General features: G+C 51.4%; 11 protein-coding genes. 3 read left to right on the top strand and 8 right to left on the bottom strand.

Annotated features, from left to right (window positions below; all coding sequences use genetic code 11):
• Positions 1-41 precede the first annotated feature (41 nt).
• Entirely contained in the window at positions 42-896 is an 855-nt protein-coding gene (locus Q6A51_RS18115) for a pirin family protein (RefSeq protein WP_304575406.1), read from the top strand.
• 187 nt (positions 897-1,083) lie between these two features.
• The gene (locus Q6A51_RS18110; RefSeq protein ID WP_304575427.1) at positions 1,084-2,064 is read left to right on the top strand and encodes an IS5 family transposase; all 981 of its coding nucleotides are present in this window, start codon (positions 1,084-1,086) and stop codon (positions 2,062-2,064) included.
• A gap of 133 nt (positions 2,065-2,197) precedes the next feature.
• Here Q6A51_RS18110 and Q6A51_RS18105 read toward each other — a convergent pair whose 3' ends face one another.
• The 5 genes from Q6A51_RS18105 to htpG form a co-directional block, all read right to left on the bottom strand.
• Positions 2,198-4,339 (bottom strand): hypothetical protein, encoded by a 2,142-nt coding sequence (locus tag Q6A51_RS18105; RefSeq protein WP_304575405.1) that lies wholly within the window; start codon positions 4,337-4,339, stop codon positions 2,198-2,200.
• Between the two features lie 5 nt (positions 4,340-4,344).
• The gene (locus Q6A51_RS18100; RefSeq protein ID WP_201020399.1) at positions 4,345-4,968 is read right to left on the bottom strand and encodes a hypothetical protein; all 624 of its coding nucleotides are present in this window, start codon (positions 4,966-4,968) and stop codon (positions 4,345-4,347) included.
• Positions 4,969-4,987: 19 nt separating this feature from the next.
• On the bottom strand, positions 4,988-6,205 hold the full coding sequence (locus Q6A51_RS18095) for a glycosyltransferase family 4 protein (protein ID WP_236250280.1): 1,218 nt from the start codon (positions 6,203-6,205) through the stop codon (positions 4,988-4,990).
• Positions 6,206-7,277: 1,072 nt separating this feature from the next.
• Entirely contained in the window at positions 7,278-8,006 is a 729-nt protein-coding gene (locus Q6A51_RS18090; RefSeq protein ID WP_201002530.1) for a dienelactone hydrolase family protein, read from the bottom strand.
• 83 nt (positions 8,007-8,089) lie between these two features.
• Positions 8,090-9,997 (bottom strand): molecular chaperone HtpG, encoded by a 1,908-nt coding sequence (gene htpG, locus Q6A51_RS18085; protein WP_304575404.1) that lies wholly within the window; start codon positions 9,995-9,997, stop codon positions 8,090-8,092.
• A gap of 366 nt (positions 9,998-10,363) precedes the next feature.
• Between htpG and Q6A51_RS18080 the strand changes: the two genes are divergently transcribed.
• On the top strand, positions 10,364-10,621 hold the full coding sequence (locus Q6A51_RS18080) for a hypothetical protein (protein WP_304575403.1): 258 nt from the start codon (positions 10,364-10,366) through the stop codon (positions 10,619-10,621).
• A gap of 108 nt (positions 10,622-10,729) precedes the next feature.
• Here the strand turns inward: Q6A51_RS18080 and brnQ are convergent, their stop codons facing one another.
• The 3 genes from brnQ to sucC form a co-directional block, all read right to left on the bottom strand.
• Entirely contained in the window at positions 10,730-12,043 is a 1,314-nt protein-coding gene (gene brnQ, locus Q6A51_RS18075; RefSeq protein ID WP_304575402.1) for a branched-chain amino acid transport system II carrier protein, read from the bottom strand.
• 444 nt (positions 12,044-12,487) lie between these two features.
• Positions 12,488-13,372, bottom strand: a complete 885-nt coding sequence (gene sucD / locus Q6A51_RS18070) for a succinate--CoA ligase subunit alpha (protein WP_025260628.1) — start codon at positions 13,370-13,372, stop codon at positions 12,488-12,490.
• Positions 13,372-14,538 (bottom strand): ADP-forming succinate--CoA ligase subunit beta, encoded by a 1,167-nt coding sequence (gene sucC / locus Q6A51_RS18065; RefSeq protein WP_201002537.1) that lies wholly within the window; start codon positions 14,536-14,538, stop codon positions 13,372-13,374. Before sucC ends, sucD begins: the two co-directional genes overlap by 1 nt.
• Between the last annotated feature and the right edge of the window lie 84 nt (positions 14,539-14,622).

Genomic DNA, 14,622 nt, shown 5'->3' with positions numbered 1-14,622 from the left:
GATATGCTTGGGCATTGCCACGACTTGCAGAGACAGGCCTCATGCTCACCATCACCCCACGTGCCGAAGACGTGGAAGGACAACCGATCCTGCGCCCCCTGCCCTCGGCAAAATGCAGAAGCGTCGGCCCCTTCGTCTTTTTCGATCACATGCTGGAAACCCGTTACGCACCGGGTAACGGCATGGATATTCGCCAACACCCGCACATCGGCCTCTCGACCCTGACCTATCTGTTTGAAGGCCAGCTACAGCACAAGGACAGCCTGGGCAGCGACCAGTTGGTCGGCCCCGGTGACGTCAGCTGGATGACCTCGGGCAGCGCCATCGCCCATATCGAGCGCACGCCTCCCCCGCTTCTCGCCAGCGGCTCGCGTCTGCATGGCCTGCAAGTCTGGCTGGCATCCCCCAGGGAACATGAACAGGGAAATGGCCATTATGGCTATCACCCGGCACAAAGCCTGCCTTGCAGCGAGACGCCGGGAATCCGAATTCGCATGATCGCGGGAAACGGCTTCTGCCTGACCTCACCTGTAGAAGTGCTTTCACCGACCCTGTACGCCGAACTGCATCTGCAGAACGCCACGACATTGCAGATCCCTACCGAGCACGAGGAACGAGCACTGTATGTACTGGAGGGAGAAGCATCGCTGGATGGCGAACCTGTCACAGCACGAACCCTGGTGGTACTGGACCCAGGCCAGACGGTGAACCTCTGTGCAGAAAGTGATTGCCATGCGGTGCTGATCGGAGGCTCACCACTGGACGGCCCGCGTCGCATGAACTGGAATTTCGTGGCCAGCGACAAGGCGCTGATAGAACAGGCAAAAGCTCGCTGGGCTGCGGGAGACTGGCCGACTGTGCCGGGGGAAACTGGCAGGATCGAGTTGCCTGGATGAGGTTCGCGACTGAAGTCGCTCCTACTCAGGTAGGAGCAAATTTATTCGCGATAATCGATCACTCCATACTATCAATAAGCATCCGGGCGTGACGCTCAAAACAAATAAATGACTGTTTAGGGAAATTCTGAAAAAGACTTCCTGATTTGGCAGAATCCCCGGACACCAATCGCCGAGCTTTTCGATGATGAAGCAAATGACCTTCGCCGACGCCGAGTACGCCGGTAAGCGCAAGCAGACCCGTAAGGAACTGTTCCTGATCGAGATGGATCGGGTCGTGCCCTGGAAGGGTTTGATCGCTCTGATCGAACCCCATTACCCGAAGGGCGAAGGCGGTCGTCCGGCGTATCCGTTGATGGCGATGCTGCGGGTTCATCTCATGCAGAACTGGTTTGGTTACAGTGATCCGGCGATGGAAGAGGCGCTGTACGAGACGACGATCTTGCGCCAGTTTTCCGGCCTGAGCCTGGAGCCAATCCCGGACGAAACCACCATTCTCAACTTCCGTCGCCTGCTGGAAAAACACGAGTTGGCCACTGGCATTCTCGGCGTGATCAATGGCTATCTGGGCGAGCGTGGCCTGTCACTGCGACAAGGCACCATCGTCGATGCCACGCTGATTCATGCGCCCACTTCGACAAAGAACAAGGACAGTAAACGCGACCCGGAAATGCACCAAACGAAGAAGGGCAACCAGTATTACTTCGGCGCCAAAGCGCACATTGGTGTCGACGATGACTCGGGGCTGGTGCACAGCGTGGTGGTCACTGCGGCCAACGTGACGGACGTGACCCAAGTCGACAAACTGCTACACGGTGCTGAGAACGTGGTCTGCGCCGATGCAGGCTATACCGGTGTCGAGAAGCGCAAAGAGCATGCTGGACGCCAAGTCATCTGGCAGGTTGCAGCCCGGCGCAGCACCTACAAGAAGCACGGAAAACGCAGCGTGTTGTACAAAGCAATACGCAAGATCGAGAGAGCCAAGGCTCAGGTTCGCTCCAAGGTTGAGCATCCATTTCGGGTGATCAAGCGTCAGTTTGGTTATACGAAAGTGCGCTTCCGAGGCTTGGTGAAAAACACTGCTCAGATGGTGACGTTGTTCGCCCTGTCGAACCTGTGGATGGCACGTCGACAGTTGCTTTCTGGCGCGGGAGAGGTGCGCCCGTAATGAGGGAAATAGCCGCTGCAAGGTGCTTGCTGCGGAAAAAATGCATGAAATAAGCGGCAGACTTGATCGATTTTGAACGGCTGCCGTTTTTTGAAACCGCTATGGCTCAGCAGTTGAGAAATAGCTGCCTACTTCAGACCATCCCTAGACCCACAAGCTTATCAGTGAACGCGGAACCATATAATATGTCGTTTCTATTGAGCTCCGGAATATCTGGATGCACAATAACATTTCCAAACATATCGTATCTGTAATTATCTTTGTCAGCTGTAGGCTTGAGATCTCCAAAAACCGTAATCCCCTGCCCGTCTTCCTCTTCCTCCTCCTCTTCCCGCTCTTCTAAAACAATGCCCATCGTTCCGGGCTTGAAATTTTTAATTATAATCTTATCGTTCAAACCATAATTTATCACCAAATCCTTCTGACCCTGATTTCCTGCCATTAACACAAATGAAATAGTTTCATCAGCGCTCTCCCAAGAATCAGCCCCATTACTAAGCTTAATACCAACAGGCACGCCCTTACCATTAATGGATATGGTCCCACCTGAGTCAGTATCCGTTATAACATCCGAACCATCACCACTGAAAAATATATACTTATCTATTCCAAGACCACCTAATAATTCATCACTCCCCTTACCACCGCTTAATGAATCATCTCCTGACATCCTAACAATAGTATCGTTGCCCTCACCTCCGCGCATGCTGTCATTATCTAACCCTCCCTCTATATAGTCGAAACCTGATCCGCCCTCTATATCATCAGCTCCTGCACCGCCATATAAACGATCTGCCTTTTCGGCACCACTGATATCATCTCCTTCTTCCCCACCAAAAATTATACTTATCGGCACCTCACCACTATTTACATATAACTCACTGCCCACATACTTAAATACATCTTCAAATTTTAATACATCACCCTCTGCCCTAAGAGGCCCCTTCGCATCAGTTGTAGCTGCTCGCAAGTAATAAAACAAATACTCAGCCCGGTCTTGCAACCATCGCAAAGTTACACCACCCTGGCCCGTCGCCTCATCGTAAATATTTAATGATTTTGAGCTTGTAACCTGCTGATACAGACCATCGCCAATGATAGCGAAAGCATTCTTCTCATAAGCCGCATATCGATACCCTATATCCTCCTTCATACGAGCATACAATGAGTCAGCTGACATAGCGGAGAGATTACTTACAGTATAAGCCCCAGAATCCAAGGTTTTTTCTTTTATCAACTCTCTTAAGGCATCGATCTCATTATAAAATGCCGCCTTGTTACCACTTTCAATCGGTGTAGCATTGGAGCCTATGGATTGACCAACGACTATCTTTCTAAAAGCTAAAAGTACTGCCTCCAATGTACTTTCAGGGTCAATGCTACTTCCTTCAAAGATACTTTTAGCCGCGGCCAAACTCAAAGCTTGATCAATCACACCAAACAATGACTGAACCATTAAAGACTCATTAAACCCAATTATTGAGTGAGCCGTAGCTGGATTAGTTGCTTCACTATATGAAGAAACCTGCCCATTAGGCACATCTCCAATCCGCATCACCCAGTCCGGCTCCAACACAAGATTTGTGATATCGGAATTCACATACTCATCTGTAACAGTCGAAACTCCTTGCGCTTTGACTTGCATGGATTTGAGTTGCTGTATAAACCCCTCAGAGCGGCTATTACTGACTAAGAAATCGAACCCGGGAGCATTGTATGTATACACAGCATCGACTGTATCACCTGCGAGCCGACTAAATAATAATGCTAATTGCCCCCCTAAAGAATGCCCAACTGAAGTGACATTTTTTCCAAGCAATGGACCATCTACAACTGCGGTCACAAATTTGGTACTTAATATCCGCTCTTCAACTGATTCTTCCATAGATGTATAAACGTATTGCAATACAGCATCGCCTGCCTTGGCGCTCATCATGAGATACCAATTAAACATACTCACTATCTGATTAGCTGCAATGCCTTGAACACCTATCCCTAGAATGTCTTCTGTGACATCAACAAAACCTTCCGTACCACGAAAAGCAATAATATACTCTCCCGTTTCTTTATCTTTAAAGAGAGTACCTGCAAATCCAACATTATCGTTTTTATGTTGTTCAACCACAGCATATTTAGCAGAAAAATCTTTAGCCAACTCTTGTGTTATACCGTCTTGAGACAAAGCCTCCACAACGTCATCAGGCTCATAACTATCAAACCCCGCATAGGTAGCCTCAGCAATAACCCCATACTTTGAATAAACATCCAGCGACATTATAGTCATCCTTTATTTTTTGGTGGTACCGCTTCAATAATTACACTTCGCCCACCTGCATCCCCGACACAAGAACCTGCAGGCACCTCATAAGAAAAAAAATAACGACTTATCAAATAATAGTAATACCCTCCTCTATAAGAGTATCTAATACTACTACCTATTAGATCCCCCTCCACCCTATCCACTACTTTTAATACACTTCCGGAAACCCTATTGTTTAATGAAAAACGTTCACGGCGAGCCTCGTATCTACTGTATGGTGCCTCAACAGCCAGACTGACCAATTCGCCATCTTCTCCTTTGGAAAACCTGACATATCCAGACGAGCTATCACTTTCTACATATTCATACCCTTTATCTAGATAATATTCTGCGAAATCTGCCTCTAGACCGCTTGAATAAAAACCCTCAACTGAAATACTTTTATTAACAGTGATACCAGCACCAGAGCACACTATCTCCCAATATGTACTTGACAGTATTCCATCACCATAAAAAATGGCAAATATCGAACAAAAAACAATTGTGGTTTTTTTCTTATCATTAAAAGACTTATGAAACAACCATGTAATCACCAACAGGAGTACAAAACTCCCCAAAACAGCAATCGCTATGATAACTGGCATAAGATTCCTTTTTCACTGATTATTTGTCTAGATTCAACACCGAATGCAAGATGCTTATATATTTATCAGTACAGCTATTAGAGTCAAACCTCAATACACTTTTCCTAGCGTTTTCCCTTATCACACCCATATCCTGTTCATTATCAAGCACATCAAGCACTTTTTTTGCTATACCTTCATAATCGAAAAACTCTACTAGAAATCCATTATGTGAATCCTCTATGACCTCTTCAAGAGGGCTAGTTTTTGATCCAACTATAATACATCCCGATGACATAGCCTCCAGCAAAGACCAAGAAAGCACAAACGGATATGTCAGATAGATATGAACTGTGGATATAGCCAATATTCTTTTATACTCTTGATAAGAAACTTTCCCAGTAAAATGTATTCGACTCTTGTCCAACTCAAGCTCATCAAGCATTTTCAGTCGCCAGTTATCATATCCAATCGGTTGTCGACCATAACTCACATCATCGCCTCCAACCACAACGACTCTAACCGTAGGATTATTTTTTAACACAATACTTATGGCACGCATAAAGCTGTGAAACCCTCTATACGGCTCGAGATTTCTTGCTACATATGTAATGATCTTATCATCTGAACTTATTGATAAATCATCGGCAACCTTACATCTTTCTACTAGCCCCCTACCACCGCTCTCTATATCGATACCTTCGTGACATATCTTTAGTTTCGACTGGTAGGCTTGAGGATGCAATTTAAACTGCCAAGCCGTAGGCGTGATACCCAAATCACATTGTTCAAGATTCAATAAATGCATTGCATTATTAGCTCTCAACTTTGCAAAGGTATCAATATCACTTGGATATTCGTGATCAAACCCGACATCGGCACCTTCAACATGATAAAAATATTCGCAGTAATGCACTAATGGCACATTACAAAATACATCTTTAACGAAAAGCGTCTCCCCCCACCCTGGATGGGCCAAAATAACATCTGGTCTATAACCATTACGTTTCAGATCACTTAACAATCGTGACACTTGCTGTCCACGCAAAATGCATTCTTCATAATTTCTTAAATACGGGTGTGTTTTTTCCGAAAAACCACGCGTAGGCTTATATCTGATCAGTTTTACTCCTGGCATCCCAGGAGCAGTATCAAGGCCCACACCCAAGACATCAATATCACTTGACAAAATTGATCTTTTTACCAAGTTACGGAATTGCCCGGGGAAATTTTGATGAATAACCAGTACGTTCAACATCTATCACGCCACTCTCAAACTGGAAATATTTATTTAGCATTTAAATCTCCCTATTTTTGTTACAAATTATTTTTCTATAAATCAGCGCTCTTCAGAAACGCCTTTGAGTGCGTATCCGTGGGATGAGAATGATCAAACTCATGCCTTGGCTTGTTCTTTATAGAAATATTGGTTTACTGATAACAGGGCTACGGCAATGTATCCACTCTGGTGCCAAAGTCTACATTTTTTATTGTGATAGCTTACAGATATAAGAATCTGCCCCAGTAAAGCCCAGCCACCGCCCCAGCGAGCATCAAAAAAGTGCATATCGTTTGTACTTCACCAGCCTTAAATCTGCACAAATTCAAACACACGATGGCACGACAGGGTTTCAACGGTTTCATGCATAAAAACCCGTTTCTTCGGAGTAGAGGGCGGCTGCGCTCGTAAAATCTACGTTTCTATACAGCATTACGGTCCAACTGAGCGCCCATCGATAATGTAATTAATGCAACTCATTGTGCTTGATGGGCGATCACCCGGCGCATCGGTAGCACCAAGAAGGGACTCACGAGCCATGTGCTGGAGAACAGACAGTTGGAATTCGATACTACGATGTTTGCCAGAAGCTTGAAACTGACCTCACCGTACAGTCGATAAGCTTCCGAGCCACAGAGCAACAAGGAGGGGTCCATCTGGAGTTGCTTGGCGATTGGCGATCTGGAAAAATTTTCGGCTTTGATCAAGGAAGGCGGTGATGGAGGATAGCTTGAGTTGTGTACTTGTACATGAAAAACCCCAGAGGTTGGATGAGCTTCCAACTTCAGGAGCGCACTTCATTGACAAAGGGCATGCAACTTCGCGACTGAAGTCGCTCTCATCAAACATACACGCAACATGATGAATTAAAACGTTTTTCTGTAGGAGCGGACTTGTCTTGGGCGGCATTCCGACGATCGAGTGCGAAGCGCTCGCAAATCTACGACTGCTATGCAGCCGATCGCGGACAAATCCGCTCCTACATCGCCCTCTGTTTACTGCGCGACAGCGAGGTGCCAAGGCGGCGGGTGATCTCCTACCGAGCCAAGGCTCAGCCGAACACTTCATCCAGCAGGTTATGCATGGTAGTGAACGCACGCTTCGAGACTTTGGCGTCGTACATCATCATGCCGGGCACGTTGGCGCCTGGATCGGTGAACGAGTGGAAGGCACCGCCGTAGCTGTGCAACTGCCAATCCACGCCTGCCGCATTCATTTCTTCCTCGAAGGCTGGCAATTGCTCTTTGGCCACCAACGGGTCGGAAGCACCGTGCAAGACCAGTACCGCGCCCTTGATGTTTTTCGCATCGGCAGGGTTCGGGGTATCCAGGGTGCCGTGGAAAGAGATGGCCGCTTTCAGTTCTGCGCCGGTACGGGCCAGCTCAAGGGAGCAGCAGCCACCAAAGCAGAAGCCGAAGGTTGCGATCTTGCTCGCATCAAGCGAAACATCGCCCTGAGCCAGCAACTGATCCAGAGCGACCTGCATGCGCTTGCGCAGCAAGGCACGGTCATTCTTGAGCGGCGTCATGGCGGCGCCCGCCTCGTCATTGTTGGACGGACGAATGCTCTGCCCATACAGGTCGGCCAGCAAGACGACATAGCCCTGTTCGGCAACCGACCTGGCGATGGTTTCAGCGCCCTGGCTGACGCCCATCCAGTTGGGGGCCATCAATAATCCCGGGCGCGCAGAGGTTGCAGCCGCGTCGTACACCAGACGGCTTTCGTAAGGCTGGCCATCGATCTGATAAACCACGGAACGGACAGTAATAGTGCTGCTCATCGCTGACTCCTGATCATTAAAGGGGAAGTGATAAACCGTAAAATCAGAAAACCCGCCGAAGCGGGTTTTCTTTCAATCGACTGTCAAACCGACAGTTCGACCAGCAACTTGTTCAGACGGCGCACATAGGCAGCCGGGTCTTTCAAGCTGTCACCAGCGGCCAGTGCCGCCTGATCGAACAGGATGTGCGACAGGTCGCCGAAGCGCTCTTCACTCTGCTCCAGATCGAGCTTGCCGATCAGAGGGTGAGACGGGTTGAACTCGAAGATCGGCTTGGAATCCGGGACCTTCTGGCCGCTGGCTTCCAGGATCTGACGCATCTGCAGACCCAGATCCTGCTCACCAATGGCCAGAATCGCCGGAGAGTCGGTCAGACGGTGCGAAACACGGACTTCGCTGACGGAATCGCCCAAAGCAGTCTTGAGACGCTCGATCAGACCTTCCTTATCCTTGGCGATCTCTTCCTGAGCCTTCTTGTCCTCTTCGGAATCAAGTTTGCCCAGATCCAGATCACCACGCGCTACATCGACAAAACCCTTGCCATCGAAATCGCTCAGGTAGCTCATCAGCCACTCGTCGATGCGGTCGGTCAGCAGCAGCACTTCGATGCCTTTCTTGCGGAAGACTTCCAGGTGCGGGCTGTTCTTGACCTGAGCGTAGGACTCACCGGTGAGGTAGTAGATCTTGTCCTGACCTTCCTTGGCGCGAGCCAGGTATTCGGCCAGGGAAACGCTTTGCTCGCCGCTGTCATCGTTCGTGGAAGCGAACCGCAGCAGGCCGGCGATTTTTTCCTTGTTGGCGAAGTCTTCGGCCGGGCCTTCTTTCAGCACCTGACCGAAGTTTTTCCAGAAGCCCTTGTATTGCTCATGCTCGTTCTTGGCCAGCTTCTCCAGCATGTCCAGCACGCGCTTGGTCAGCGCGGACTTCATGGAGTCGATGATCGGATCTTTCTGCAGGATTTCACGAGAGACGTTCAACGACAGGTCGTTGGAGTCGACCACGCCCTTGATGAAGCGCAGGTACAGCGGCAGGAAGGACTCGGCCTGATCCATGACGAACACGCGCTGTACGTACAGCTTCAGCCCGCGAGGCGCTTCACGCTGATACAGATCGAACGGCGCACGAGCAGGAACATACAGCAGCGAGGTGTATTCCAGCTTGCCTTCGACCTTGTTGTGGCTCCAGCTCAGCGGGTTCTCGTAGTCGTGGCCAACGTGCTTGTAGAACTCCTGATATTCCTCGTCCTTCACCTCGGAGCGAGAACGTGTCCAGAGCGCGCTGGCGCGGTTGACGGTTTCCCACTCAAGCTCAGGAGCCTCTTCGCCTTCTGCGGCCGGAGCCTGCTCTTTAGGCAGCTCGATCGGCAAGGCGATATGGTCGGAATACTTCTTGATGATGTTGCGCAGACGGTAACCATCGGCGAACTCGTCTTCACCGCTTTTCAGGTGCAGAACGATACGGGTACCGCGCTCGGCCTTTTCGATGGTGGCAACTTCAAACTCGCCCTCGCCTCTGGAGGACCAGTGCACGCCTTCGCTGGCAGGCAAGCCTGCACGGCGGCTGAATACTTCAACCTGATCGGCAACGATGAATGCCGAGTAGAAACCTACACCGAACTGGCCGATCAGGTGCGAGTCCTTCTTCTGATCGCCCGACAGGTTTTTCATGAAATCTGCGGTACCGGATTTGGCGATGGTCCCAAGGTGGGTAATCACATCGTCACGGCTCATACCAATGCCGTTGTCTTCGAGAGTGACGGTCTTGGCGTCCTTGTCGAAGGTCACACGAATTTTCAGTTCAGCGCCACCTTCCAGCAGTTCAGGGCTGGACAGGGCTTCAAAGCGCAACTTGTCGACTGCGTCGGAGGCGTTCGAGATCAATTCGCGAAGGAAGATTTCCTTGTTGGAATACAGCGAATGGATCATGAGGTGCAGCAGTTGCTTTACCTCGGTCTGGAAGCCCAGGGTTTCCTTTTGAGTTTCCACACTCATGGTCATCAAACTCCAAGTGGATGATATAAGCCGCCACATCCAGACTCAGCTCTGCGTGGCAGCGGGTAGTCATCAAGGTGGGGGCTGGGAGCAGGATTTCAAGAGCGCAAAAACATCAACCGCAATTCTTGTCTGCAAACGCTTCGTCGCGAAAGCCTGGGGCAAGGTAAGGACAAGCCCTTCATATGCAAAGCGTTTCACTGGCAAGACACATGTACATGACAGCCAATCCAGGCTCGTCGACAGTGAATTCGAGCCTGTAAGGTCGACGGAACAGGCGCATTGAATATTCCGATAATCCGTTGGAACTTAACTTACAAGGCTGGGTTCTCAGGCTCGTAGATAATCAATAAGGAGAAATACCCCATGCGTAAATCTTTAGCCTATGCCTTGATGCTTTCTGCCACATTGGGTCTTGCCGCCTGCGACAAAAAATCCGAAAACACCCAGCAAGAAGCCAATAAGGCAGCTCAACAATCCCAGGAGTCAATGGAGAAGGCTCAGGAAAAAGTGAATGACGCGGCCAAGGAAAGCCAGGAAGCCGCTCAGAAGAGTGCGGAAGCAGCACAACAGCGCGCCGCCGAAACCCCTGCCACAGCGCCAGAGACAGCGCCAAGCAAATAAGCCAGGGACAAGAGACTTCGTAGAAAATAATAAAGCCCGTTATTTAACGGGCTTTATTGGTTTCACTGTAAAACTGCCGTTACAGCAGTGTATTGACTCACTAACACTTCACGCCAACGCTTCACTGCGCTTTCCGGCGATACGGTCAACTACAACAGCACCGAACAAAGTAATCACCGATGGCACCAGCCAGGCCAGCCCCTGCTCACTCAGCGGCAGGTTTGCCAGTACGCTCGGCAGCTTATCGGCAAAACCCGCCCCCTTGAAGGCATCGATGATGCCGAACAGCAGGGAAACCAGCATGACCGGCGCGATCACACGTCCCTGGCTGTTCCAAAGCCCTTTGCAGAAGCTCAGCCCGACCAGCACGATGCATGGCGGATAGATCGCCGTGAGCACGGGAATCGAGACCTTGATCAGATTGGTCAGGCCCAGATTGGATACCAACAGGGAAAACAGTGCCAGGATGATGACCAGAGTCTTGTATGACAGTGGCAGGATGCGGCTGAAATACTCGGCACAGGCACAGGTCAGGCCCACAGCAGTCACCAGACAAGCCAGTGAAATCAGCACTGCCAGGAAACCACTGCCCAAGGCACCCGAGGTATGTTGCACATAGGCATGCAGCACTGCCGCGCCGTTGGTCGCACCCGCCGCCACTGCATGGCTGCCAGCACCCAGGCGGAACAGACTGATATACACCAGCGCCAGGCCCACACCAGCTATAAGGCCAGCGATGACTGCATAGCGGGTAATCAGGCGTGGCGATTCAACACCTCGCGAACGAATGGCATTGACGATGACAATACCGAAGACCAGCGCCCCAAGCGTATCCATGGTCAGGTAACCATTGATGAAGCCTTGGGAAAAAGGTGCTGCCACATAGGCTGCCTCGGCAGGACCGACATCACCCGCCGGAAGCATGAAGGCTGCAACCCCGAGCACCGCCAGAGCGATGATTTTCAGGGGGCCCAGGAAACGGCCGACGGTATCCAGCAGACGGCCCGGGTACATGGAAACCCAGAACACCACGAGGAAATAAACCAGACTGTAGAGGAACAGTGCCAGCGGGCTTTCCCCTGTCAGAGGCGCCAGACCGACTTCGAAGGACACAGTGGCTGTACGCGGAGTGGCGAACAACGGACCGACGGCCAGATAACAGACCGCAGCCAGGATAACTCCAGCCACCTTGCCGATAGGGCTGCTCAGGTCGTCCATCGCGCCACCGACCTTGGCCAGCGCAATGATTGTGATGACAGGCAAACCGACAGCTGTCACAAGAAAACCCAGCGCAGCCATCCACACATGGGGACCGGCGTGCAAGCCTACGATAGGCGGGAAGATGATATTACCGGCGCCCACAAACAGGGCAAAGGTCATGAAACCCAGTGCCAGGACGTCCTGGCCTTTCAACACTTTCATCGAGGGGAACCACACTGCCAAATCAGGATTAAAAGAGAGGATTCCCGAGGGTCAGGGAAGTTATGCCTACCCTTTTAAGGCTGGCAGTAAAGCGCCAGGTTTCCTTGTGGGAAACGGACGACGCGAAAAGGTTGCTAGCCTAACGAAATGGACCATAAAACGCACTATAAAAGAGCGTCATGGCGACGAGTCGCACTTGAATGTAGCGGTTTAGCACGCATTCGTGCATGAAACGCGCGAAAGCCGGATGCGACAAACAGGTAGGAACGTATTTTCCGTGGGAGCGACTTCAGTCGCGAAAAGGACGGTACATCCCAAAGACATGCGTCGCCTGAAATGCCGTCTCGCGGACAAGTCCGCTCCTACCCTGATAAATAAATGCCCAAACGCACAAAGGCCACCCGAAGGTGGCCTTTGTTGAAGCATCAATCGGTCAGCCGAAGCTTACTTCTTGACTTCCCAGCCAGTCAGCTCAGCCAGGGCCTTGCCGATGTCTGCCAGGGAACGCACGGTTTTCACGCCAGCGTCTTGCAGTGCAGCGAATTTCTCGTCTGCAGTACCTTTACCGCCAGAGATGATTGCACCTGCGTGGCCCATGCGCTTGCCCGGAGGAGCAGTCACACCAGCGATGTAGGAAACAACCGGCTTGGTCACGTTTGCCTTGATGTAGGCAGCCGCTTCTTCTTCAGCCGAACCGCCGATCTCGCCGATCATGACGATCGCTTCGGTCTTCGGGTCTTCCTGGAACAGTTTCAGGATGTCGATGAAGTTGGAGCCCGGGATCGGGTCACCACCGATACCGACGCAGGTGGACTGACCGAAACCGGCGTCAGTGGTCTGCTTCACAGCTTCGTAGGTCAGGGTGCCGGAACGCGACACGATACCTACCTTGCCGGGCAAGTGGATGTGACCTGGCATGATGCCGATCTTGCACTCGCCCGGAGTGATGACGCCTGGGCAGTTAGGGCCGATCAGGACTACACCCAGCTCGTCGCACTTGACCTTGGCTTCCAGCATGTCGATGGTAGGAATGCCTTCGGTGATGCAGACGATCAGCTTGATACCGCCGAAAGCTGCTTCAAGGATGGAGTCCTTGCAGAAAGGAGCCGGAACGTAGATGACCGATGCGTCAGCGCCGGTAGCGGCTACAGCTTCTTTCACAGTGTTGAACACTGGCAGGTTCAGGTGAGTGGTGCCACCTTTGCCTGGAGTCACGCCGCCAACCATTTTGGTGCCGTAGGCAATGGCTTGTTCGGAGTGGAAGGTACCTTGCGAACCAGTGAAACCCTGGCAGATAACCTTGGTGTCTTTATTGATCAGAACGCTCATTACTTGCCCTCCGCAGCTTTGACAACTTGTTGAGCAGCGTCGGTCAGGCTGGTAGCCGCGATGATGTTCAAACCGCTTTCTGCCAGTACTTTAGCGCCCAGCTCAGCGTTGTTGCCTTCAAGGCGAACAACAACCGGGATTTTAACGCCGACTTCTTTCACTGCACCGATGATGCCTTCGGCAATCATGTCGCAACGAACGATGCCGCCGAAGATGTTGACCAGTACTGCTGCGACATTGGTGTCGGACAGGATGATCTTGAACGCTTCGGTAACGCGCTCTTTGGTAGCACCACCACCAACGTCCAGGAAGTTGGCTGGCTTGCCGCCGTGCAGGTTGACGATGTCCATGGTACCCATGGCCAGGCCGGCACCGTTGACCATGCAACCGATGTTGCCTTCCAGCGCTACGTAGTTCAGCTCGAACTTGGCAGCGTGAGCTTCACGAGGATCATCCTGCGACGGATCGTGGAAAGCCTTCAGCTTTGGCTGACGGTACATGGCGTTGGCGTCGATGTTGATCTTGGCGTCCAGGCAGTGCAGATCGCCGTCAGCCTTGATCACCAGCGGGTTCACTTCCAGCAGGGCCAGATCGTGATCCTGGAACAGTTTGGCCAGACCGGTGAAGATCTTGGCGAACTGAGCAACCTGCTTGCCTTCCAGACCCAGCTGGAAAGCCAGCTCACGACCCTGGAATGGCTGAGCGCCAACCAGTGGATCGATAGTAGCCTTGAGAATCTTTTCAGGAGTGTCGTGAGCGATCTTCTCGATGTCCACGCCACCTTCGGTGGAAGCCATGAACACGATACGACGGCTGGAACGATCGACTACAGCGCCCAGGTACAGCTCTTTGGCGATGTCAGTGCAGGATTCAACCAGGATCTTGGTCACTGGCTGACCGTTGGCGTCGGTCTGGTAAGTCACCAGACGCTTGCCCAGCCATTGCTGTGCGAATGCTGCTGCGTCTTCTTTGCTGCGAACCAGCTTGACGCCGCCCGCTTTACCGCGACCACCAGCGTGAACCTGGGCCTTGACGACCCACTCGGTACCACCAATCTTGTCGCAAGCTTCTGCTGCTGCTTCCGGGGTGTCGACTGCGTAGCCTTTGGATACTGGCAGGCCGTATTCAGCGAACAGCTGCTTACCCTGATACTCGTGAAGATTCATGCTTATTACCGTCTTCGTTTAAGTACTGCGCATTCGGTGCTGCACATTCAGTGTGCCGCACCACCTGTGACCGCTACTCCCGGA

Origin of the sequence: Pseudomonas serbiensis, from assembly GCF_030580745.1 — a bacterium.
GTDB lineage: Bacteria > Pseudomonadota > Gammaproteobacteria > Pseudomonadales > Pseudomonadaceae > Aquipseudomonas > Aquipseudomonas serbiensis.
Note: the sequence above shows the minus strand (reverse complement) of the source record. Positions and strands in the feature narration are given on the sequence as shown.